The 23553-nt window shown below is 71.2% G+C and carries 13 protein-coding genes; 10 read left to right on the top strand and 3 right to left on the bottom strand.

Annotated features, from left to right (window positions below):
- Positions 1 to 7 precede the first annotated feature (7 nt).
- A complete protein-coding gene (locus QTI33_RS04825; protein WP_444814809.1) occupies positions 8 to 1105 on the bottom strand; it encodes a class I SAM-dependent methyltransferase in 1098 nt (365 codons plus the stop codon).
- 21 nt (positions 1106 to 1126) lie between these two features.
- Between QTI33_RS04825 and QTI33_RS04820 the strand changes: the two genes are divergently transcribed.
- The 10 genes from QTI33_RS04820 (at position 1127) to QTI33_RS04775 (ending at position 19068) form a co-directional block, all read left to right on the top strand.
- Entirely contained in the window at positions 1127 to 1924 is a 798-nt protein-coding gene (locus QTI33_RS04820; protein WP_286504646.1) for an SDR family oxidoreductase, read from the top strand.
- Positions 1921 to 2310: a dihydroneopterin aldolase gene (locus QTI33_RS04815; protein ID WP_286504645.1), complete on the top strand. Its 390-nt coding sequence runs from the start codon at positions 1921 to 1923 to the stop codon at positions 2308 to 2310. Before QTI33_RS04820 ends, QTI33_RS04815 begins: the two co-directional genes overlap by 4 nt.
- Position 2311: 1 nt before the next feature.
- The gene (ttcA, locus tag QTI33_RS04810) at positions 2312 to 3220 is read left to right on the top strand and encodes a tRNA 2-thiocytidine(32) synthetase TtcA (RefSeq protein ID WP_286504644.1); all 909 of its coding nucleotides are present in this window, start codon (positions 2312 to 2314) and stop codon (positions 3218 to 3220) included.
- A gap of 2 nt (positions 3221 to 3222) precedes the next feature.
- Positions 3223 to 3873 carry a DUF4136 domain-containing protein gene (locus tag QTI33_RS04805; protein ID WP_286504643.1) on the top strand — a complete coding sequence of 217 codons (651 nt, stop codon included), beginning with the start codon at positions 3223 to 3225 and terminating at the stop codon, positions 3871 to 3873.
- Positions 3874 to 3877: 4 nt separating this feature from the next.
- Positions 3878 to 4516, top strand: a complete 639-nt coding sequence (locus tag QTI33_RS04800; RefSeq protein WP_286504642.1) for a histidine phosphatase family protein — start codon at positions 3878 to 3880, stop codon at positions 4514 to 4516.
- Between the two features lie 383 nt (positions 4517 to 4899).
- Positions 4900 to 11565, top strand: a complete 6666-nt coding sequence (locus QTI33_RS04795) for a polyketide synthase (RefSeq protein WP_286504641.1) — start codon at positions 4900 to 4902, stop codon at positions 11563 to 11565.
- An 11-nt stretch (positions 11566 to 11576) separates the two neighbouring features.
- Complete coding sequence (locus tag QTI33_RS04790) at positions 11577 to 16583, top strand: non-ribosomal peptide synthetase (protein WP_286504640.1); 5007 nt, start codon at positions 11577 to 11579, stop codon at positions 16581 to 16583.
- Between the two features lie 10 nt (positions 16584 to 16593).
- Positions 16594 to 17319, top strand: a complete 726-nt coding sequence (locus QTI33_RS04785) for a 4'-phosphopantetheinyl transferase family protein (RefSeq protein WP_286504639.1) — start codon at positions 16594 to 16596, stop codon at positions 17317 to 17319.
- Complete coding sequence (locus QTI33_RS04780) at positions 17316 to 18122, top strand: alpha/beta fold hydrolase (protein WP_286504638.1); 807 nt, start codon at positions 17316 to 17318, stop codon at positions 18120 to 18122. The genes QTI33_RS04785 and QTI33_RS04780 overlap by 4 nt, the downstream gene beginning before the upstream one ends.
- Positions 18115 to 19068: an alpha/beta fold hydrolase gene (locus QTI33_RS04775; RefSeq protein WP_286504637.1), complete on the top strand. Its 954-nt coding sequence runs from the start codon at positions 18115 to 18117 to the stop codon at positions 19066 to 19068. The genes QTI33_RS04780 and QTI33_RS04775 overlap by 8 nt, the downstream gene beginning before the upstream one ends.
- An 18-nt stretch (positions 19069 to 19086) precedes the next feature.
- Here QTI33_RS04775 and QTI33_RS04770 read toward each other — a convergent pair whose 3' ends face one another.
- Both QTI33_RS04770 and QTI33_RS04765 read right to left on the bottom strand, forming a co-directional pair.
- A complete protein-coding gene (locus QTI33_RS04770; protein ID WP_286504636.1) occupies positions 19087 to 22221 on the bottom strand; it encodes an efflux RND transporter permease subunit in 3135 nt (1044 codons plus the stop codon).
- Positions 22218 to 23459 carry an efflux RND transporter periplasmic adaptor subunit gene (locus tag QTI33_RS04765; protein ID WP_286504635.1) on the bottom strand — a complete coding sequence of 414 codons (1242 nt, stop codon included), beginning with the start codon at positions 23457 to 23459 and terminating at the stop codon, positions 22218 to 22220. The genes QTI33_RS04770 and QTI33_RS04765 overlap by 4 nt, the downstream gene beginning before the upstream one ends.
- Positions 23460 to 23553 lie beyond the last annotated feature (94 nt).

The following is a 23553-nucleotide window of genomic DNA, read 5'->3' as shown; positions in this document are numbered from 1 at the left end:
GCGGCCGTCACAGCGTGTGGCTGCGGTCGCCCTCGGCGAAGCCGATCGCATCCCAGGGCTCGCCCACCGCGAAGCCGATCACCTTGAACAGCTCGCCCATCTCGTGTTCGTGGATCAGCCGCGCGGCCATCGCGCGTTCGGCCAGCGGGGCGGCCTCCATCATCGGCAGGATGCCGGCGTTGAGCAGGAAGCGCGCCTGGCTGCAGTAGCCCAGCACCTGGAGGCCGGCGTCCTGCCCCGCCAGCGCCACGCCGGTGAAGTTGACGTGGGCCGTGATGTCCTTGGCGCCGACGTCGGCCAGCGGATCGCCGTCGGCCTGGTGGCCGCGGTGGCACATCACGGTGCCCATGTGGCGCTGCGGGTGGTAGTACTCGGCCTCCGGAAAGCCGTAGTCGATGAAGAAGGCGGCGCCCTGCTTCAGCCGGTCGGCCAGGGTGGCGACGAAGGCCTCGGCCTGCGGGTGGATCTCGGTCAGGTAGTCGTGCGGGCCGGCCACCTCGACCGGCGGGCGCAGCGCGGTCGGCCGGTCGGCCCAGGCGAAGCCGTCGCCCTGGCGCACCACGCCGCGCTCGTGCCATTGGCCGGCGGTGCGCACCAGCAGCTGCACCGGCATCGCATCGAGCACCTCGTTGCCGACCACCACGCCGCGCATTTCCGGCGGCAGCTCGGCCAGCCATTCGACCTTGGCGGCATGCCCGGCGAGCGTCTGCTGCTGGCGTTCGCGCAGCGTGCCCGAGAGATCGACGATGCGGTAGCGCTCGACCTTGTCGCCGAGCGCATCGAGCAGCTGCAGGGCCAGCGCGCCGGTGCCGGCGCCGAACTCCCAAAGCTCCCGCGTGCCGGTCTTGTCGAGCGCCTCGGCCACCTGCACCGCCAGGGTGCGGCCGAACAGCGGCGTCAGCTCGGGGGCGGTCACGAAATCGCTGCCCGAGGCCGGCATCCGGCCGAATTTGCGGCTCGCGCTGGCGTAGTAGCCCAGGCCCGGGGCGTACAAGGCCAGGGCCATGAAGCGGTCGAACGGCAGCCAGCCGCCGGCCCGCTGCAGCGAGGCATCGATAATCTTGGTCAACGGGGTGGCGCGTTCGGCGCCCTGCTCCAGGTTCATAAGTAACGGAAATCTATCAGGATGGCTGAATCGACCCCACGCCGAGGCGTGCTCGTGACCGGCGGCGGCCAGCGACTGGGCGCCGCGGTCTGCGAGGCCTTCGCGCGCGCGGGCTGGCGGGTGGTGTGCCAGTACCGTGCCTCGCGCGTGCCGGCGCTGGCATTGTGCGCGCGCCTGACCGACGAAGGGCACGAGGCCACGGCGGTGGAGGCCGACATCGGCAGCGAGCCGGGCCGCGTCGCGCTGGTCGACCAGGCCTCGGCCGCCGGGCCGCTGGCCTGCGTCGTCAACAACGCCTCGGCCTTCGACCCCGACACCGGGCTCGACTTCGACGCCGACGCCGCGCTGCGCCAGCTGGGCGTGAACCTGATCGCGCCGCTGTCCTTCGCCCGGCTGCTGGCGCAGCGCGCCGCGCCCGGCGACGGCATCGACCGCTCGGCCATCCACGTGCTTGACCAGAAGGTCTACAACCTGAACCCCGACTATTTCTCCTACACCGTGTCCAAGCTGGCGCTGGAGCGTGCCGTGGCGCTGCAGGCGCAGGCGCTGGCGCCGGCGCTGCGGGTCTGCGGCGTGGCGCCGGGCATCCTCTACCGCAGCGGCCCGCAGACCGAGGCCAATTTTGCCCGGGCGCGCCAGGCCAACCTGCTGCGCCGCCCGATCGACCCGGCCGACGTCGCCCGCGCCTGCGTCTTCCTCGCCGCCACGCCCAGCGTGACCGGCACCACCCTTAGCGTCGACAACGGCCAGCACCTGGTGCCGCTGGCGCGCGACATCATGTTCGTCGTCGACGAACTGCTGAAAGCCACCCCTTCATGACCACCGCCGCCCTCGACCCCCTTCTGCTGACCTGCCGGCGCGTCTTCCTGCGCGACTACGAGGTCTGGATCAACATCGGCGTGCACGAATTCGAGAAGCGCGCCGAGCAGCGCGTGATCATCAACGTCGACCTCTACGTGCCGCTCGACGTCTCGACGCCGAAGGCGGACGAACTCGACGAGGTGGTCGACTACGACTTCATCCGCCGCACCGTCGCCACCCGCCTGAGCAAGGGCCACATCCACTTGCAGGAAACGCTGTGCGACGACATCCTCACGCAGGTGCTGGCCCATCCGAAGGTGCAGGCGGCGCGGGTGTCGACCGCCAAGCCCGACGTGTACCCCGATTGCGACGCTGTCGGCGTCGAAGTGTTCCGGAGCAAGTGACATGAGTGCCGTATGGATCGACGAGACGCCCTCGTCCAACAATGCGCTGAAGATCGAGCGTGAAACCCACAAACTCGAGAAGCGGCTGTGCCGCGAGGTCGGCCGTGCCATCGTCGACTACAACATGATCGAGGAAGGTGACAAGGTCATGGTCTGCGTGTCGGGCGGCAAGGACAGCTACGCCCTGCTCGACATCCTGCTCAAGCTGCGGGCCCGGGCGCCGATCCATTTCGACATCGTGGCCGTCAACCTCGACCAGAAGCAGCCGGGCTTCCCGGAAGAGGTGCTGCCGGCCTACCTGAAGGCCCTCGGCGTGCCCTTCCACATCGAGGAGCAGGACACCTACTCGATCGTCAAGCGCGTGATCCCCGAAGGCAAGACCACCTGCGGCCTGTGCAGCCGGCTGCGCCGCGGCATCCTCTACCGCGTGGCCGACGAGCTGGGCGCCACCAAGGTCGCGCTGGGCCACCACCGCGACGACATGCTGCAGACCTTCTTCCTCAACATGTTCTTCGCCGCCAAGCTGAAATCGATGCCGCCCAAGCTGGTGAGCGACGACGGAAAACACATCGTGATCCGGCCGCTGGCCTACGTGGCCGAGAAGGACCTGGTGCGCTGGGCCCAGCACCGCGAATTCCCGATCATTCCCTGCACCTTGTGCGGCAGCCAGGAGAACCTGCAGCGCAAGCAGGTCGGCGAGATGCTGCGCGAGTGGGAGCGCAAGTTCCCGGGCCGGATAGAGAACATGTTCAGCGCCATGCAGAGCATCGTGCCCTCGCACCTGCTCGACACCCGGGCCTTCGACTTCAAGGGGCTGAAGGCCACCGGCGTGGCCGACGCCGAAGGCGACAAGGCCTTCGATCCGCCGGAATTCCCGGCGCCGTCGCCGCTGCGCATCGTGCAGCTCTGACCATGAAGGCCGTGCTCGCCGCCCTGCTGGTGGTACTCGGCCTGAGCGGCTGCGCCACGCGCTGGGTGGTCGACAGCGAGGTGCGCAGTTTCTCGGGCATGGACGGCGTGCCTGCCGGCGCCAGCTACCGCTTCGAGCGCCTGCCGTCGCAGCAGATCGACGCGGCGGCGCAGCAGCAGCTGGAGGCGTGGGCCGGCGCGGCCCTCGACGGCGTCGGCCTGCGGCACGACGACGGCGCCCCGCAACTGAGCGCCCTGATCGGCGCCCGCGTGGTCTCCGAGCTTTCGCCCTGGGCCGACCCCTGGATGTTCGGGAACCCCTGGCCGGGCTGGGGCGGCGCAGGCTGGTGGGGCCCCCGGGCGCCGGGCTGGGGTCCGCGCGGCTGGTACGGGGGCGGCTGGTACGGCGGCGGCTATTGGGGGCCGGCGTTCGGGCCGCCACCGACGCCGTGGTTCGGCCGCGAGGTCAGCATCGTGCTGCGCGAACTGCCGTCGAACCGGGTGGTCTACGAGACGCATGCCCGCAACGACGGCCCCTACAGCAACAGCGCCGCCATCCTGCCGGTGATGTTCCAGGCCGCGCTGCAGGGCTTTCCGAATCCGCCGCCGGGCGAGCGGCGGGTGGACATCGAGCTGCCGCGCAACAGGAACTGAAGCCATGGAAGCCACCCGCGTCATCGCCGTGCGCCACGGCGAAACCGCCTGGAACGTCGACACCCGCATCCAGGGCCAGCTCGACATCGGGCTCAACGACACCGGCCTCTGGCAGGCCAGGCGGGTCGCCCGGGCGCTCGAAGAGGAGCCGATCGCGGCGATCTATGCCAGCGACCTGTCGCGCGCCTGGCAGACCGCGCAGGCCATCGCCCAGCCGCGCGGCATGGCGGTGGCCGCCGACCCCGGCCTGCGCGAGCGCGCCTTCGGCCTGTTCGAAGGCCGCACCTTTGCCGACATCGACGCCAGCCTGCCGGCCCAGGCCCGGCTCTGGCGCACCCGGGACCCCGCATTCGCGCCGGAAGGTGGCGAGTCCTTGCTCACATTCAAGGAACGTGTCACCGGCACGGCCGCGCGGCTCGCCGCCCGGCACCCGGGCGAACTGGTCGTCCTGGTCGCCCACGGCGGCGTGATGGACGTGCTCTACCGCAGCGCCACCGGCCAGGAACTGCAGGCGCCGCGGACCTGGGCCCTGGGCAACGCGGCCATCAACCGCCTGCTGTGGACGCCGCAGGGCTTCACCCTGGTCGGCTGGGCCGACGTCGCTCACCTGGACGACGACACGCTCGACGAAGCTTCGGCCTGAGCGCTCCGCACCCTGGCACGCTCTGTGCACATCACAAATAGAACTTTCCTATCGATTTAGTCGCAAGAACCGGCGCCACACGTCAGCTTTTTGTACTCATTTCGGAGAAACGGGGGCACAATGCCCCGGCGCTCTTGTCGTTTGTCAAGAAAGTAATAGCAACCAAGTGCGTCCGATGTAGCGGCCGCGACGAGGGATGTATGCCTTTCAGCATGACTTTCGGCAGGTGGCGAACGATGGGTCCCGAGTGCAAGATGCGACAGAACGGCAAATTGACTGCTTTGTTATTAGTCCCTGTACTTCGACACATCGTGTTGCGTTGATTTCGAGCTGATGGAGAGAGGGATTCCAAGGTGAGCACATTCGTACCCCTACACCAACGCGTGGCCGTGCTTGCGGCCGCGCAGCCCGGTGCCGTGGCGGTCAGCGACGGTAGCGAATCCATCACTTACGAGCAGCTGAACCGGCGCGCCAACCAGCTGGCGCGCCGCCTGCAGCGCGCCGGCGCGGGCCGCGACCAGCTGATCGCCATCGGCCTGGAGCGCTCGGTCGACATGGTGGTCGGCCTGCTCGCGATCCTGAAATCGGGCGCCGCCTACCTGCCCATCGATCTCGACTACCCGATGGAGCGGATCGAGTTCACGCTCGGCGATGCCCGGCCGGTGGCCTTGCTGACCTCGTCGGCCAGCGCGGCCGCCTGGCCGAAGACCGACGCACCGGTGGTGCTGGTCGACGACGCCACCCTGGCCGGCGAAGAGGCCGGCGACATCGGCGGCGCCGACCCCGAGGCCCTGGCCTATGTGATCTACACCTCCGGCTCCACCGGGCGGCCCAAGGGCTGCCTGGTGACCCATGCCAACGTGGCGCGCCTGTTCGACGCCACCGACGCCTGGTACGGCTTCGGCGCCGACGACGTCTGGACCTTCTTCCACTCCCACGCCTTCGACTTCTCGGTCTGGGAGATCTGGGGCGCGCTGGTCTACGGCGGCCGGGTGGTGGTGGTGCCCTACACGATCACCCGTTCGCCGGCCGAGCTGCTCGACCTGCTGGTGCGCGAGCGGGTCACGGTGCTCAACCAGACGCCGTCGGCCTTCCGCTCGCTGGTCGAGGCCGACCGCCGCGCCGCCCTGCCGCCCGAGGCGCTGGCGCTGCGCTACGTGATCTTCGGCGGCGAAGCGCTGTCCTTCGAGACCCTGCGCCCCTGGTTCGAGCGCCACGGCGATGCCCGCCCGCAGCTGGTCAACATGTACGGCATCACCGAGACCACGGTCCATGTGAGCTACCGGCCGATCGCCCGCGAAGACCTCGAGGCGCGCCGCGGCAGCATGATCGGCCGGGCGATCCCCGACCTGCGCATCGACATCCTCGACGCCCGGCTGCAGCCGGTGGCGCCCGGCGAAACCGGCGAGATCGTGGTCAGCGGCGCCGGCGTGAGCAACGGCTACCTGCGCCGCCCCGAACTGACGGCGGAGCGCTTCATCGACTGGACCGATCCGGCCAGCGGCCAGACGCTGCGGGCCTACCGCTCGGGCGACCTGGGCCGGCGCGGCGCCGACGGCGACATCGAGTGCCTGGGGCGGATCGACCACCAGGTCAAGATCCGCGGCTTCCGCATCGAGACCGACGAGATCGAGACCCTGCTGCTGCGCCATGCCGAGGTGCGCGAATGCGCGGTCATCGCCCGCACCGACACGCCCGATGGCGAAGCCCGGCTGGTGGCCTACGTGGTGCCGAAGGCGCAGCCCCTGCCGATGGCCGAGCTGCGGGCCCTGCTGGCGAAGGACCTGCCGCAGTTCATGCTGCCGTCGGCCTTCGTCGAACTGGCGGCCCTGCCGATCACCGAGAACGGCAAGCTCGATCGCCGGGCGCTGCCGGCGCCGCCGCGCCAGCGGCCCGAGCTGGCCTCGGTCTATCGCGAGCCGGCAGGCCGGCTCGAAGCCCGGGTCTGCCAGGTGTTCGCCGAAGTGCTCGATCTCGACCGCGCGGGCGCGCTCGACAACTTCTTCGAGCTGGGCGGCACCTCGCTGGCGGTGCTGCGCGTGATGCGCGAGCTCGAAGGCGCGGGCTCGCGCCGGCTGGTCGCCAACGACTTCTTCCAGGACCCGACGCCGCGCGCGCTGGCGCTGGCCCTGGGCGAGCCGCAGCCGGAGGCTGGCGTGGCCGCTGCCGCGCCCCTGGCGCCGCCGCCGGCCGCCGCGCTCGAACCGGTGGCGATCATCGCGATGGCCGGCCGCTTTCCCGGCGCCGCGGACGTCGAGCAGTTCTGGGACAACCTGCGCGCCGGCCGCGACACGATCCGCTTCTTCGACGACCTCACGCTCGACCCGTCGGTCGGCGCCGCGCTGCGCAGCGACCCGGCCTACGTGCGGGCCCGCGGCGTGGTCGACGGCATCGAGATGTTCGATGCGGCGCACTTCGGCATCAGCCCGAAGGAAGCCGAGGTGATGGACCCGCAGCAGCGCCTGTTCCTCGAGCTCTGCTGGGAATGCCTGGAGCGCGGCGGCTACGCGCCCGACAGCACGCCCGGACCGGTCGGCGTGTTCGCCGGCATGTACGGCAACAGCTACTTCCAGCACCACCTGCTGAGCCGCCCCGACCTGATCGAGCAGCTCGGCGAACTGCCGGTCAGCCTGGCCAACGACAAGGACTTCATCGCGACCCGCGTGGCCCACCGGCTCAACCTGACCGGCCCGGCGATCAGCGTCCACACGGCCTGCTCGACCTCGCTGGTGGCGGTCGCCCAGGCCTTCTCGGCGCTGCGCAACGGCGACTGCGACATGGCCCTGGCCGGCGGCGCGGCCGTGACCTGCCCGCCGAACAGCGGCTACCTCTACCAAGAGGGCGCGATGCTCTCCCCCGACGGCCATACCCGCAGCTTCGACGCCAAGGCCCAGGGCACGGTGTTCAGCGACGGCGCCGCGGTGGTGCTGCTCAAGCGCCTGTCGGCCGCGCTGGCCGACGGCGACCCGATCCATGCGGTGCTGCGCGGCGCGGCCGTCAACAACGACGGCGGCGTCAAGGCCAGCTTCACCGCACCCAGCATCGACGGCCAGGCCCGGGTGGTGACGGCGGCGCTGGCCTCGGCCGGCGTCGATGCGCGCAGCATCTCCTACGTCGAGACCCATGGCACCGCGACGCCGATGGGCGACCCCATCGAGATCGCCGCGCTGGCCAAGGCCTACGGCGCCCACACCGCCGACACCGGCTTCTGCGGCGTCGGCTCGGTCAAGAGCAACATCGGCCACCTGGTGGCGGCCGCAGGCGCCACCGGGCTGATCAAGACCGCGCTGGCGCTGCGCGAGCAGGTGATCCCGGCGTCGCTGCACTTCGAGTCGCCCAATCCGGCCATCGGCTTCGATGCCACGCCCTTCCGCGTGGTCGACCGGCTGCAATCCTGGCCGCGCGGCGCGACGCCGCGGCGCGCCGGCGTGAGCTCCTTCGGCGTCGGCGGCACCAACGCCCACGTGGTGGTCGAGGAAGCCCCGCCGGCACTGGCCGCCGACGCCGGCAGCGGGCCGCAGTTGCTGCAGCTGTCGGCGCGCACGCCGACCGCGCTGGCGGCGGCCGTGGCGCGCCTGGCCGACCATCTCGCCGCCCATCCGGATGCCTCGCTGGCCGATGTCGCCCACACGCTGCGGGTGGGCCGGAAGGCCTTTGCGCACCGCGCCTGCGTGGTCGCCGAATCGGCCGCCCAGGCGGTCGAGGCGCTGCGCACCGACGACCCGTCGCGCCGCACCACGGGCGAGATCGCGGCCTGGGTGCCGCAGGCCGTGTTCCTGTTCCCGGGCCAGGGCGCGCAGTACGCCGGCATGGGCCAGGCACTCCGCGCCGGCGAGCCGGTGTTCCGCGCCGCCTTCGACGAATGCCTGCAGGCCTTCGAGGGCGTGCTGCCCTTCGACCTGCGCGAACGCATGTTCTCGGACGACGAGGCGGCGCTCAAGCCGACCTCGGTGACCCAGCCCGCCACCTTCGCGCTCGAATACGCGCTGGCGCGCCAGCTGCAGTCGCTCGGCGTCCGGCCGGCGGCGCTGATCGGCCACAGCGTCGGCGAATTCGCCGCTGCCGTGCTGGCCGGCGTCATGCAGCTGGGCGACGCGGCGCGGCTGGTGGCCCGCCGCGGCGCGCTGATGCAGGCGATGCCCGAGGGCGACATGCTGTCGGTGCGGATGCCGGCGGCCGAGCTGTCGGCACAGCTGCCCGAGGGCATCTCGCTGGCGGCCGAGAACGGCCCGAGCGCCTGCGTTGCCGCCGGCCCGGCGGCGCTGATCGAATCGTTCCGCCAACGGCTCGAAGCCGCGGGCGTGGCGGCCAAGCTGCTCCAGACCTCGCATGCCTTCCACTCGCAGATGATGGAAGGCGCGGTCGCGCCGTTCGAGGCGCTGGTGCGCGAAGTCCGGCTGGCGGCGCCGACGACCCCGATCTACTCGACCTTGACCGGCCGCCTGCTCAGCGATGCCGAGGCGATCGACCCGGCCTACTGGGCCCGCCACCTGCGCGAGACGGTGCGCTTCGCCCCGGCCGCCCTGGCGGCGCTGGCGCAGACCGAGCACCCGCTGTTCATCGAACTGGGGCCGCGCAACACTTTGACGACGCTGGTTCGCCAGCATGCGACGCGGCAGCGCCCGGTGAGCGCCGTGGCCCTGCTGGCCGATGCGCCCGCGCGCGAATGCGCGAGCTGGCGGCTGGCCGCCGGCCGCCTCTGGACGCTCGGCCTCGACATCGACCCGGGCCGGCTCGACACCCGCGCCCGCAAGCAGCGCCTGGAGCTGCCCACCTATCCGTTCGAGCGCAAGCGCTTCTGGGTCGATATCGCGACCCCTGCCGCGGCCGCCCCCGCGACCGTTCCTTCTTTCTCTGTGCCACCCTCCTCACCGATCCCGGAGTTGACAATGACTGTCGCCGTTCCTGCCGCCAGCGCCGCCCCTGCGCGACGCGCTTCCCTCGCCATCCGACTGCGCGACCTGTTCGAGGAACTCTCGGGCATCGCCATGGCCGACGTGGCCGGCACCTCGCCCTTCGTCGAGATCGGCCTCGACTCGCTGACCCTGACGCAGGCGGCGATCCAGGTGAAGAAGCAGTTCAAGGTCAACCTGAGCTTCCGCCAGCTGATGGAAAGCTACCGCAGCTTCGACGCCCTGGCCGAGTTCCTCGATGCCAACCTGCCGCCGGACCCGGTGGCCGCGGTCGCTGCGGTGGCACCCGCTGCGGTGGCGGCTGCCGTGGCGCCACAGCCGGCCGCCGTCGCATGGACAGCGGCAGCACCGGTGGCGCTGCCCGTGGCCGGTACCGCCGCCGGTGCCGGCACGCTGGTGCAGCAGGTGATCGCGCAGCAGATGCAATTGATGCAACAGCAACTCGCATTGCTGTCGGCGGCGCCGCCGATGCCGGCCAGCCCTGGGCTGACGGCAGCGGCGGTGGAGCAACCCACGCCCATGGCCACCGCCGCGGCCACGGCGTCCACATCGCCCGCAGCCGCCGACGCCGAAGAGCCGGCGCCGCTGCAGAAGTACGACGTCAAGAAAGCCTTCGGCGCGATCGCCCGCATCCATACCCAAAGCAAGGAACCGACCGAGCGCCAGAAGGCGCGGCTGGCCGCCTTCATGCGCCGCTACACGGAGCGCACGGCCAAGAGCAAGGCCTTCACCGAACGGCACCGCCCGCAGATGGCCGATCCGCGCGTGGTCAACGGCTTCCGGCCGGCCACCAAGGAGATCACCTACCAGATCGTGGTCGAGCGCTCCAAGGGCTCGCGCGTCTGGGATCTCGACGGCAACGAATACGTCGACGTGCTCAACGGCTTCGGCATGAACCTGTTCGGCTGGCAGCCCGACTTCATCAACGACGCGGTGCGCGCCCAGCTCGACCGCGGCTACGAGATCGGGCCGCAGCATCCGCTGGCCGCCGACGTCTCCGAACTGGTCTGCGAGCTGACCGGCTTCGACCGCGCGGGCCTCTGCAACACCGGTTCGGAATCGGTGATGGCCGCGATGCGGATCGCGCGCACCGTCACCGGCCGCAGCACGGTGGTGATGTTCACCGGCTCCTACCACGGCACCTTCGACGAGGTGCTGGTGCGCGCCGGCCGCAATGCCAAGGGCATGTCGGCGGCGCCCGGCGTGCTGCAGGGCATGTTCGGCGAGATCCGGGTGCTGGACTACGGCACGCCCGAATCGCTCGAGTTCATCCGCACCCACGGCGACGAGCTGGCCGCCGTGCTGGTCGAGCCGGTGCAGAGCCGCCGGCCCGACTTCCAGCCGCGCGAGTTCCTGCGCGAACTGCGCGCCATCACCGAGAAGTCCGAGACCTGCCTGATCTTCGACGAGGTCATCACCGGCTTCCGCTGCGACCTGCACGGCGCCCAGGCCCTGTTCGGCGTGCGCGCCGACCTGGCCTGCTACGGCAAGGTGATCGGCGGCGGCTTCCCGGTCGGCGTGATCGCCGGCAAGCGGCACTACATGGACGCGCTCGACGGCGGCGCCTGGCAGTACGGCGACGACTCGGTGCCGACCGTCGGCGTGACCTATTTCGCCGGCACCTTCGTGCGCCACCCGCTCGCGCTGTCGGCCGCCAAGGCCGCGCTGGAGCACCTGAAGCGCGACAACGGCGCGCTGCAGCAGACGCTGAACCTGCACACCGCGGCCATGGCCGACGAGTTGACGGCCTTCTGCCGCGAGGTCGGGGCGCCGATCGAGATCCGCTACTTCTCCTCGCTCTGGCGCGTGACCTGGCTGGAAGACCATCCGCTGCAGGACCTGCTGTTCGCGATGATGCGCAGCCGCGGCGTGCACATCCTCGACAACTTCCCCTGCTTCATGACGACCGCGCACAGCCAGCAGGACATCGCGACCATCAAGTCCGCCTTCAAGGAATCGGTGGCAGAGTTGCAGGATGCCGAGCTGCTGCCGCGCCGCGCCGTGACCAAGCCCGACGTCGATCCGTCGCAGCCGCCGGTGCCCAACGCCCGCCTGGGCCGCGACCGGGACGGGCAACCGGCCTGGTTCGTTCCCGATCCCGCCGCCCAGGGCAAGTACGTGAGGTTCCAGGCATGATGGCTGCAGTCATGGACACACCCGAAGACGACACCGCCGAGTTCGACCCCTTTGCGGGTGGCTCGATCGAGCAGGTCGTCGCGACCACCGAGGCCCAGCGCGAGGTCTGGCTCGGCGACCGGCTGGGCCAGGATGCCTCGCTGGCCTACAACGAGGCGACCGCCCTGCGGCTGCGCGGCGCACTGGACGACCAGGCCCTGGCCAAGGCGCTCGATCGCCTGGTCGAGCGCCACGACGCGCTGCGCGCGACGATCTCCCCCGACGGCACCCAGCTGCTGATCGGCGGCGCCACGCCGGTGCCGCTGGCCCGGCACGACCTCGGCGCCCTCGACGAGGCGGGCCGGCGCCAGGCCATCGAGGCCCAGGGCGCCGCCGCCGTGCGCGAACCGTTCTCGCTCGAGCACGGCCCCCTGTTCCGCGCCGCCCTCTCGCGGCTCGCCGCCGACGAGCACGTGCTGCTGCTGTCGGCGCACCACGCGGTGTGCGACGGCTGGTCGTGGGGCGTGATCACCGAGGACCTGGGCCGGCTCTATGCCGAGGAGCTCGGCGCCGGCCCGACGCCGGATGCGCCGGCGCGCTACGTCGACTACGCCGCCTGGGAGACCGACGAAGCCGCCGGCCCGGCGATGCAGGCGCATGTCGACTACTGGCTCGCGCGCTTCGCGGGCGGCGCGCTGCCGGTGCTCGAGCTGCCGCTCGACCACGCGCGCCCGGCCGTGCGCACCTTCCGCTCGCAGCGCATCGACCACCTGCTCGAACGCGAGCTGGTCGACGCCCTGCGCAAGCTGGGCGCGGCCTCGGGCACCAGCCTGTTCGCCGCCATGCTCGGCGGCTTCGCCGCGCTGCTGCACCGCCTGACCGAGCAGGACGACCTGGTGGTCGGCATCCCGGCCGCCGGCCAGATGGCCAGCGACATGCCCACGCTGGTGGGCCACTGCGTCAACCTGCTGCCCTTGCGCCTGGCGGTCGACGCCCAGCTGCCGTTCCAGACGCTGGTGCGCCAGTCCGGCACCCTGCTGCTGGACGCCTTCGAGCACCAGACGCTGACCTATGGCGCGCTGCTGCGCAAGCTGCCCGTGCCGCGCGACCCGAGCCGGCTGCCGCTGGTCAACGTGATGTTCAACGTCGACCGCGACGCGGTCGCCGGCCAGGGCACCTTCCCCGATCTGGACGTGGCGCTGAGTTCGGTGCCGCGGGCCTACGAGAACTTCGAGCTGTTCCTCAACGTCACGCCGGTGGCGGGCGGGATGCAGGTCGAGACCCAGTACAACGCCGACCTGTTCGACGACCAGACCGTGCGCCGCTGGCTGGCGATGTTCGAGTGCCTGCTGCGCTCGGCCGTGCGCGATGCCGGCCAGGGGATCGCGGCCCTCGACATGCTGCCGGCCGCCGAAGAAGCCGCCGTGCGCGCGCTGCAGCCGGCGGCGACGCCGCTGGCCGGACTGCCGCTGATGCATGCGGGTTTCGTGGCCCAGGCCGCCGCCACGCCGGAGCGCGCGGCGCTGCGCGACGGCGCCGCACGCTGCAGCTACGCCGAGCTCGACCAGCAGTCCAGCCGCCTGGCGCGCGCCCTGCGCGAGCGCGGCGTGCAGCGCGGCCAGCGCGTGGGCCTGTGCCTGAACCGCGGCACCGACATGGTGGTGGCCCTGCTGGCGGTGCTGAAATCCGGCGCCGCCTACGTGCCGCTCGATCCCGAGTTCCCGCAGGCCCGCCTCGACTATTACGCCGAGGACGCCGGCCTCTCGCTGCTGCTCACGCAATCGTCGATCGCCAGCGCGCCGCGCGCCTGGCGCGACGATGCCGCCGGGCGGCTGTTCGAGATCGACACCGACGCCGCCTGGCGCAGCCAGTCCGGCGCGCCGCTGGCGGCCGGCCCGCTCGACGCCCAGGCGGACGATGCGGCCTACGTGATCTACACCTCGGGCTCCACCGGCAAGCCCAAGGGCGTCTGTGTGCCGCACGGCGCGGTCGCGAATTTCCTGCAGAGCATGCGCAGCGAGCCCTCGATCGCCGCCGACGACCGGCTGGCGGCCGTGACCACGCTGTCCTTCGACATCGCCGTGCTCGAACTGCTGCTGCCGCTGCAGGTCGGGGCCGAGATCGTCATGGTGCCGCGCGAGGCCGCCATGGACGGCCAGGCGCTGGCCACCCTGCTGGACGACAGCGGCGCCACCATGATGCAGGCCACGCCGGGCATGTGGCGCCTGCTGGTCGACGCCCAGTGGCCGGGACGCCCGGGCTTCCGGGCGCTGGTCGGCGGCGAGAGCCTGCCGGCGGACCTGGCCCATGAACTGCTGCGGCGCTGCGGCGAGGTCTGGAACATGTACGGGCCGACCGAGACCACGGTCTGGTCGACCCTCTGGCGCGTCAGCGCGGCCGGCCTGGCCGAGCGCAGCGTGTCGATCGGCCGCCCGATCGCCAACACCACCGTCTGGATCGTCGATGCCCAGGGCAAGCCCTGCGCGATCGGCGTCCCCGGCGAGATCTGGATCGGCGGTGCCGGCGTCACGCTCGGCTACCTCGAGCGGCCCGAGCTGACCGCCGAGCGCTTCGTCCAGGCCCGCCTGGACGGCACCCCGGCGCGGATGTACCGCACCGGCGACCGCGGCCGCTGGCGCAACGACGGCCTGCTGGAGCACATGGGCCGCTTCGACTTCCAGGTCAAGGTGCGCGGCTACCGCATCGAGCTCGGCGAGATCGAGGCCCGCTGCGACGAAGCCCCCGGCGTCGCGCGCAGCGTGGTGCTGGCGCGCGAAGACCAGCCCGGCGACGTCCGCCTGGTCGCCTACCTCGCGATGACGCCGGGCGCGGTGCTCGACGAAGCCGCGCTGCGCGAACAGCTGCGCGCCCGCCTGCCGCAGTACATGCTGCCGCAGCACGTGATGGCGCTGCCGGCGCTGCCGCTGCTGCCCAACGGCAAGGTCGACCGCAAGGCGCTGCCGCGCCCGACCGAGCTGCCGGCGCAGGCCGGTGAACGGCTGGCGCCGCGCAACGAGCGCGAGAAGCGCGTGCTGGCGACCATGGAAAAGGTGCTCAACCTGCCTGGCCTCGGCATCCGTGACGATTTCTTCGCGCTCGGCGGCCATTCGCTGCTGGCGGCCCGGCTGGCGACGCTGCTCGGACGCGAATTCGAACTGAAGGTGCCGCTGCGCACGCTGTTCGAGGCGCCCACGGCCGAACGGCTGGCGGCCGCCATCGATGCGCTGAGCGCGCACGGCGCCCCGCGCGCCGAGCCGATCCCGCGCCAGCCCGGGCGCCGCAGCGCGCCCCTGACGCCGATGCAGGACCGCGTGCGCTTCGTCGAGGAGATGCACCCGGGCCGCTCGACCTACAACGCGCCCTCGGCGCACCGCTTCGGCGGTCCGCTGGACGTCGCCAAGTTCGAGGCCGCCGTGCGCGCCATCATCCAGCGCCAACCCACGCTGCGCACCTCCATCGGCCCCGATCCGCAGACCGGCGCACCGGCCGCCCTGATCGCCCAGCAGATCGACTACCGGCTGCCGGTGGTCGACCTGAGCGGGCTTGGCGCCGAGGAGCGCGAGGCCGCCCTGGCGGCCCGGATGCGCGAGCTGGCCGACCGCGCCATCGACATCCGCCAGGCGCCGCTGTTCCATGCGACGCTGTTCCGGATGGCGGCCGACGACCACGTCTTCGTCTTCGTGCCGCACCACCTGATCTGGGACGGCTGGTCCTTCGACATCCTGCAGAACGAGCTGTCGGCCGTCTACGGCGCGCTGGTCCGGGGCGAACCCGACGGGCTGCCGGCGCTCGAAGTGACCCACGGCGACTACGCCGAGTGGTTCGCGCGCTGGCTCGAGACGCCCGACTGCGAGGCCCAGCTGAAGTTCTGGAAGGACCGCTTCGCGAACTCGCCGACGCCGAAGGCGCCGCGCACCGACATGCCGCGCCGCGCCGGCATGAGCGGCCAGGGCAGCTCGCACTGGATCCGGGTCGACCTCGAGCTCACCGAGCGGCTGCGCGAGCTGAGCCGCCGCCACGACGTGACGCTCAACATGCTGACGCTGGGCGTGTTCATCCTGATGATGGGCCACATCGTGCGCAGCCGCTCGATCGTGATCGCCACGCCGGTGCGGGTGCGCGAGGCGCCGGAACTCGAATCGGTGATGGGCTTCTTCAACAACCTGCTGCCGCTGTCCTTCCAGATCGATTCGTCGCTCGGCTTCGGCGACTTCATGCGCTACGTGAAGGCGGAGCTGCTGACGGTCATGGGCGCCCAGCAGATCCCGTTCGAGCGGCTGGTCACCGAGCCCGAGTTCGTCGAGCGGGCCCAGGGCGTCGGCCTCTACCAGGCGCTGTTCTCGTTCCAGGATGCGCGCGAGCGCTCGCTGACCATGGGCGGCCTGGCCGATCGCCAGCTGCACCTGACGCAGAGCGGCGCCACCGACGACCTCGGCCTCTGGCTGATGGAAAAGCCCGGCGGCCTCGAAGGCGCGGTGATCTACAACACCGACATCTATCTGAGCGAGACCGGCGCCGCGTTCAAGGAGCGCTACGTCGAGCTGCTCGCCAAGCTCGCCGACCAGCCGGGGCAGACGCTCGCCGCCCTGACGGATGCCGGGGACTCGGCCAGCGCGCGCTACCTGGAGCGGCTGGCCGCGAGCGACGAGCCGGCCGCCCCGGCGCCCGCCGCAGCGACCGGGCCGGTGCTCGCCGCGGCATCGTCGAAGCAGACGCTGCTGCTGCCCGAGCAGGCCCGGCTGGCCCAGATCTGGGCCAGCGCGCTCAGCATCGACGTCAACGAGATCAGTCCGCACGAGACCTTCTTCGACCTCGGGGGCGACTCGCTGCTCGCGATGCGCGTGATCCAGCAGGCCGAGCAGGTGATGGGCTTCAGGGTCGAGCCGCGCCGCTATGTGTTCGAGACCCTGGGGCAGCTGGCCTCGGCCGCCGCGGGCACGCCGCTCGACGCGGCGCCGGTCGAGGCCATGGCGCCGCAGGCCGAGGCGCGGCGCGGGCTGCTGGGACGCGTGTTCTCGGGCTGGGGCCGCAAGGGCTGAGGGGCGCGCCATGACCCTCGTGCAGCTTCCCGCCACCGCGCACTGCCAGCTGTGGCGGGCCGACCTCGACAGCGCGCCGACCCCGGCCGCCGTCGCCTGCCTGTCCGACGACGAATGGGAACGCGCCCGGCGCTTCGTCTTCGCCCGCGACCGGCATCGCTTCGTCGCCGCCCATGCCGCGCTGCGCAGCACGCTGGCCCAGCAGACGGGCATCCCCGGCGCCCTGCTGGACTTCACGCTCGGCGCCTTCGGCAAGCCCGTGCTGGTCGAACCGGCGGGGCTGCACTTCAACCTCAGCCACAGCCAGTCGGTCGCCCTGATCGCGATCGGCGACGATTCCGAGATCGGCGTCGACGTCGAGCTGCTGCGCCCGATGCCGGATGCCGCCGCACTGGCCGCCGACTACTTCACCGCCGCCGAACAGCGGGCACTGGCCTCGTTGCCGCCCGAGCGGCGCGACCGGGCCTTCCTGGTCGGCTGGACGCGCAAGGAGGCCTGCCTCAAGGCCGTCGGCACGGGGCTCGGCATCGATACGCGCAGCTTCGAGGCCGGCCTGGACGAGGACGCGCTCGAAGTCCGGCTGCCCTTAGAAGGCCGGGTGGCGCGCCTCGCCCTGCGCTCCTTCGACGGCGGCGAGGGCGTGGTGTGCGCCATCGCCCGGGTGCTCGATTCCGACATGGCGGCACCCGCCGCCGCGCCACGCCCCGTCTTCCAAGACAACGAGACCTACGCATGACCCCGATGCTCTTCGGACCGCCGCAGCGTCGCCTGTTCGGGCTCTTCCATCCGCCCGAACGCGAGCGCGACATCGCGGTCCTGATCTGTGCGCCGTTCGGGCAGGAAATGGTCCGCACCCACCGGCTGTTCCGGGTCCTGTCCGACCGGCTCGCCCGCGCCGGCGTGGCGGTGCTGCGCTTCGACTGCCACGGCACCGGCGACTCGTCCGGCGAGGACACCGACGGCGACCTCGAAGGCTGGCGCCGCGACGTCTGCACCGCCCACGAAGAGCTGCACCGGCTGACCGCCCCGCGGCGCATCGTGTGGCTGGGCTCGCGCCTGGGCGCCACGCTGGCGGTGCTGGCGGCCCGCAGCGGCCGCAGCGACCCGTCGCAGGTCATCCTCTGGGACCCGATCGTGGACGGCGCGCTCTACCTCGACGCCATGCGCGAGAGGCATGTCTCGGCGCTCGAGGCCTCCTACTGGATTCCCGACCGTGCCTGGCGTCGGCGCCTGGCGGCCGACAAGGACGCCTTCACCGACGAGCTGCTCGGCTTCGCCGTCTCGCCCACGCTGCGCAACCAGCTGCGCGCGCTCACCCCGCAGTCGCTCCAGCTCACGGCGTCGCATGAGACCATCGTGCTGGCCGACCCCGAGGACGAAGCCGCCAACCGCTGGGCGCAGATGCAGGTCGAGCGCCAGATCCCGGTCCGGCTGTCGCCGTTCCAGCACTCGCTGGTCTGGACTTCCGACCCGTTCCCGAACAGTGCCATGGTCCCGGCCGAGGCTTTGCAACGCTTGGTGGCAGAAATCAATGGATGACTACAACGAAACCCCTGTGCAGTTCGGGCCGGACGGCTCGCTGATCGGCATCATCACGACGCCCGGCGACGGTCCGATGGCGCCGGTCGCCTGCATCCTGATGAACATGGGTGCGATCCATCGCATCGGCCCCCGGCGCGCCAACGTGAAGCTGGCGCGGCAGATGGCCGCGCGCGGCATCAGCAGCATCCGCGTCGACCTGGCCGGGCTCGGCGACAGCCGGCCGGCCAGCGAGACGGCGGACTTCAGGACCCAGGCGGTGCTGGACGTGCAGGCCGCCATGAACCTGGTGGGCACCATGCTCGGCGTCCATCGCTTCGTGCTGATCGGCCTGTGCTCGGGCGCCCACAACGGCCTTTCCATCGCCGTCGCGGACCCGCGCCTGGTCGGCCTCCTGATGTTCGACGGCCCCAACTTCCCCGGCCGGCGCGCCCGCTGGGAACGCAGCTTGCACCGGGCGCTCGCGGATCCCAAGCCGGGCGCCTTCTTCGGCCGCGTCGTGGGCGTGATCCGGCGCACGCTGCTGCCGGCGCAGCAACAGCAGCCGGCCGGCAACCAGAACATCTTCGACTCGACCGGTCCGCGCGACTCGGCCGACTACTTCTGCCGCTCCATGAACCTGCTGGCGGAGCGGGGGGTGGCGACGATGATGTTCTTCACCGGCAGCGTCCAGGCGAAGGACCGCCGGCGCGACCTGCTCGGGCCCTTCGGCAAGGAACCCTTCGCGCGCCAGCTCGAGTACCGCTTTGTCGCCGAAATCGACCACGGCCTGACCTCGCAGGCATCCCAGCAGACCTTCATGAACCTGGTGTGCGACTGGGCCCTGCGCGTGATCCACGGCGACGGCAGCGCGCCGGCGCAGTCGGCCGCGGCCGGCGGGCAACCGGGCCGCGGCACGCGGCCCTCGCCCAGCCTGGCGACCAAGCTCGAACACGTGGGCTCCTGAGAACCCCGCGCCGGGCCCTCAGGCCGCGGCGGCGTGCTCGCCCGGCAGCGCCTGCAGCGGCCCGCTGCCGCTGTAGCGGTCGAGCGCCAGGTAGATCGCCGGCGTGATGTAGAGCGTGATCACCTGCGAGAAGATCAGCCCGCCGACCACCGCGACACCGAGCGGCTGGCGCAGCTCGGCACCGGCGCCGAGGCCGAGCGCCAGCGGGAGTGCCCCCATCATGGCGGCCAGCGTGGTCATCAGGATCGGCCGGAAGCGCAGCCGGCAGGCCTCCCGGATCGCGTCCTGGGGCCGCATGCCCTCGCTGCGCTGGGCCTCGAGCGCGAAGTCGATCAGCATGATCGCGTTCTTCTTGACGATGCCGATGAGCAGCAGAATGCCGATGGTCGCGATCAGGGTCAGGTCGAAGCCGAACAGCTTGAGCGACAGCAGGGCGCCGACCGCCGCCGACGGCAGGCCGGCGAGGATGGTCAGCGGGTGGATGTAGCTTTCATAGAGCACGCCGAGCAGCACGTAGATCACCAGCACCGCCAGGATCAGCAGCGCGGCCTGGCTGCCCTGCGAACTCTGGAACACCGCCGCGTCGCCGCCGTAGCTGGTGATGATCGATTCGGGCATCTTGAGATCGGCCTTGAACTGGTCGATCTTGGCGGTGGCGTTGCCCAGCGGCACGTCGGGCGCGAGGTTGAACGACACCGTCACCGCCTGCAGCTGGCCCTGGTGGTTGACCGAGGTCGGCCCCACCGTGCGCTTGACGGTCGCGAAGGCCGACAGCGGCACCAGCTGCCCGGCCTTGTTGCGCACCGACAGGCGCGACATGTCCTCCTCGAAGCGGCGGTCGTCGTCGGCCGCCGAGAGGATCACCTGGTAGGTGTTGCTGGCGCCGTAGATGCTGCCGATCTGGCGGTCGCCGTAGGCGTTGTAGAGCGCGGTGCGCAGGTCGCCGACCGCGACGCCGAGCACGCCCGCCTTGTCGCGGTCGATGTCCAGCGTGGCCTGCAGGCCGCGGTTCTGCGAGTCGCTGGTGACGTCGCGGAAGGCCGGGTCGGCGCGCATCTTCTCCATCAGCCGGTCGGCCCAGACCCCCATGGTGCCGGCGTTCACGCTCTGCAGCGTGTACTGGAAGCGGGCCTTGCTCTGGCGGCCGCCCAGGCGCAGGTTCTGCACCGGCTGCATGTAGACGGCGATGCCCGGGATCTCGCGGAAGCGCTTGCGCAGCGACTCCAGCACCTGGGCCATCGGCGGGCGCTGGCTGCGCGGCTTCAGCACCGCGAACAGGCGGCCCGAGTTCTGCGTCGCGGTCGGGCCGCCGACGCCGATGAAGGAGTTCACGTAGTCGACGCTCGGGTCGTCCTGCAGCGCGGCGGCCACCCGGTCCTGCAGCGCCTTCATGGCCGGGAAGGAGATGTCCTCGGCGGCCTCGGTCGTGATCTGGATCTGGCCGATGTCCTCCTCGGGGAAGAAGCCCTTCGGGATCGTGATGAACATCCAGGCCGTGAGCGCGAAGGTCGAGGCGGCGAGGATCAGCATCAGCGGCCGCTGGCCGAGCGTCCAGTCGAGCGAGCGCATGTAGCTGCCGTGCACCCAGCGGTAGCCGCGCTCGAAGGCGCGGCCGATGGCGGTGCCCGGCTCGGGATGCTGCTCCTCGTGGTCAAGGGTGCCGTGGGCGCGCGGCGTGTGCTTGAGCAGCCGGCTGGCGAGCATCGGCACCAGGGTCAGCGAGACGATCGCCGAGACCATCACCGCCAGCCCGACCACCACCGCGAACTCGTGGAACAGGAGGCCGATCACGCCCGGCATGAAGAAGATCGGGATGAACACCGCCACCAGCGAGATCGAGATCGAGATGATCGTGAAGCCCACCTCGCGGGCACCGCGCAGCGCCGCGGCGAAGGGCTCCATGCCCTTCTCGACGTAGCGCATGATGTTCTCGAGCACCACGATGGCGTCGTCCACCACCAGGCCGACGGCCAGCGTGATGCCCAGCAGCGAGACGTTGTCCAGGCTGTAGCCGAAGGCGTAGAGCAGCGCCACCGCGCCGATCAGCGAGATCGGGATCGTCAGCGCCGGGATCAGCGTCGCCACCAGCCGGTGCAGGAACAGGAAGATCACCAGCACCACCAGCAGGATGGTGCCCAGCAGCGTCAGCTGCACGTCGTGCACCGCCTCGCGGATCGACAGCGAGCGGTCGTTGACCAGGTTGATCTCGACCGATTGCGGCAGCTCGGCCTTGAAGCGCGGCATCAGCGCGCGCACCGCGTCCACCACCTGCACCGTGTTGGCGTTGGGCTGGCGCTGGACCGCCAGCGAGATCGAGCTTTCGCCGTTGAAGCTGCTGGCGGTCTTGACCGACTCGAAGCTGTCCTCGATGGTCGCCACCTCGTCCAGCCGCACCGGCGCGCCGTTGCGCTGGCCGACGATGACCTTGGCGAAATCGGCGGCCTTGAGCAGCTGCTCGTTGGCCTGGATGGTCAGCGTCTGGCGCGGGCCGTCGAGCACGCCGACCGGCGTGTTGGCGTTGGCCAGCCGAACCGCATTGGCCAGTTCGTCGAGCGTGATGTTGCGGGCATTGAGCAGGTCGGCGTCGGCCTTGATGCGCACCGCGAAGCGCTTCTGGCCGTAGACCGCCACCTGCGCCACGCCGTCGATGGTCGACAGGGTCGGCGAGATCAGGTTCTCGGCATAGTCGTTGAGCTCGGCCGGCGTCATCGAGTTCGACACCATCGCGATGAACAGCACCGGCGCGTCGGCCGGATTGACCTTGCGGTAGGACGGCAGCTGCGTGAGCTCGGCCGGCAGCTGCCGCTGGGCCCGCAGCAGCGCCGCCTGGACGTCGACCGCGGCGGCGTCGATGTCGCGCGTGCTGACGAATTCGAGCGTGACCGAGGTCACGCCCTGGGTGTTGACCGAGCTGATGGTCTGCAGCCCGGGGATGGTCGAGAACTGCTTCTCGAGCGGCAGCGCGACCGACGAGGCCATGGTCTCGGGGCTGGCGCCCGGCAGCTGGGCCGAGACGTTGATGACCGGCGTGTTGTAGCTCGGCAGCGCCGCCACCGGGATCTGGAAATAGGCAAAGATGCCGATCACCACCACCGCGGCGGAGAGCAGCACCGTCATCGCAGGACGACGGATGCACAGCTCGGAGATGTTCATGTGCGCTCCCGCTCCGCGACGACGCTGGCGCTGGAGGGCGCGACCGAGGCCGCGCTGCCCGGCGAGGGCCCGGGCGCCGCGTTGCCGGGCTGCTGTGGCTGCTTGTCGGGTTGCGCCTGGGGTGCGTCGATGCGCACCTTGCCGCCGGGGCGCACGTTCTGCTTGCCCTCGATGACCACCTGCTCGCCGGGCTCGACGCCCTTCACCACCACCTGGGTGCCGAAGTTGTAGATCGCCTGCACCTTGCGCCGGGCGGCCTTGCGCTCGGCATCGACCACGTAGACCGAATTGCCCTCGGCCAGCATCATCAGGGCCGACGCCGGAAGAACGGTGGCGCCGTCGATGGTGCGCACCGTGACCCGGGTCTCGACGAACTGGCCGGGCCAGAGCGCCTGGTCGGCGTTGTCGAACACCGCCTTGGCGCGCACCGTGCCGATCAGCGGGTCGACCGTGTTGTCGACGAAGCTCAGCGTGCCCTTGAGCGGCGCCTTGCGCCCGGCCACCACGGCCTCGACCGGCGTGTGCTCGCGCGCCGCCTGCAGCAGGTCCTGCAGCTTGCCTTCAGGCACCGGGAAGCTGACCGCGATCGGGTCGAGCTGCGTGATCGTGACCAGCGACAGGCTGGGCTGCACCAGCGTGCCCGGGTAGATGTTGACCGCGCCGATGCGCCCGGCGATCGGCGCCTTGAGCGTGGCATAGCCGAGCGCCACCTGCGCCGACTGCACGGCCGCCCGGTCGGCCGCCACCGCGGCGCGCTGCGCGTCGAGCTGCGACAAGGTCGCATCGGCAGCGCTCTTGGCGATGAAGTTCTGCGCCACCAGGTCCTGGCTGCGCTTGTACTGGCGCTCCAGGTCGGCCAGCATGGCCTCGTCGCGCTGCTGCTGGGCCCGCGCCTTGGCGAGGTTGGCCTGGTCCGGCCGGTCGTCGAGCGTGAAGAGCAGCTGGCCGGCCTTGACGAACTGGCCTTCCTTGACGTGCACCTCGCGCACCGTGTTGGTCACCTGCGGCCGCAGGTCCACGCTGTTGAGCGACACCACGCTGCCGTTGACCTGGACCGTGACCGGCACGTTCTGCCGCTGGGCCGCCGCCAGCGTGACCAGCGCCGGCGCGCCGGCGCCGGGAGCGGCGGCCTGGGTGGCCGCGGCGCTGCGGGTCTTGGCACCCGACCACCACCAGCCGCCTGCCGCGACCGCGACGACCAGCACGCCGGAAAGGGCGAGAACGAGATTCTTCTTCATGGGGTTCCAGATGGATCGGATGGATCGAGGGGCGCGGTCACACGAAATATCGCGGCGGCAACTATTGGAGCAGCGAGCCGGGAAAAGAGCCCGC

Origin of the sequence: Variovorax davisae (assembly GCF_030316845.1) — a bacterium.
Lineage (GTDB): Bacteria > Pseudomonadota > Gammaproteobacteria > Burkholderiales > Burkholderiaceae_C > Variovorax > Variovorax davisae.
Note: the sequence above shows the minus strand (reverse complement) of the source record. Positions and strands in the feature narration are given on the sequence as shown.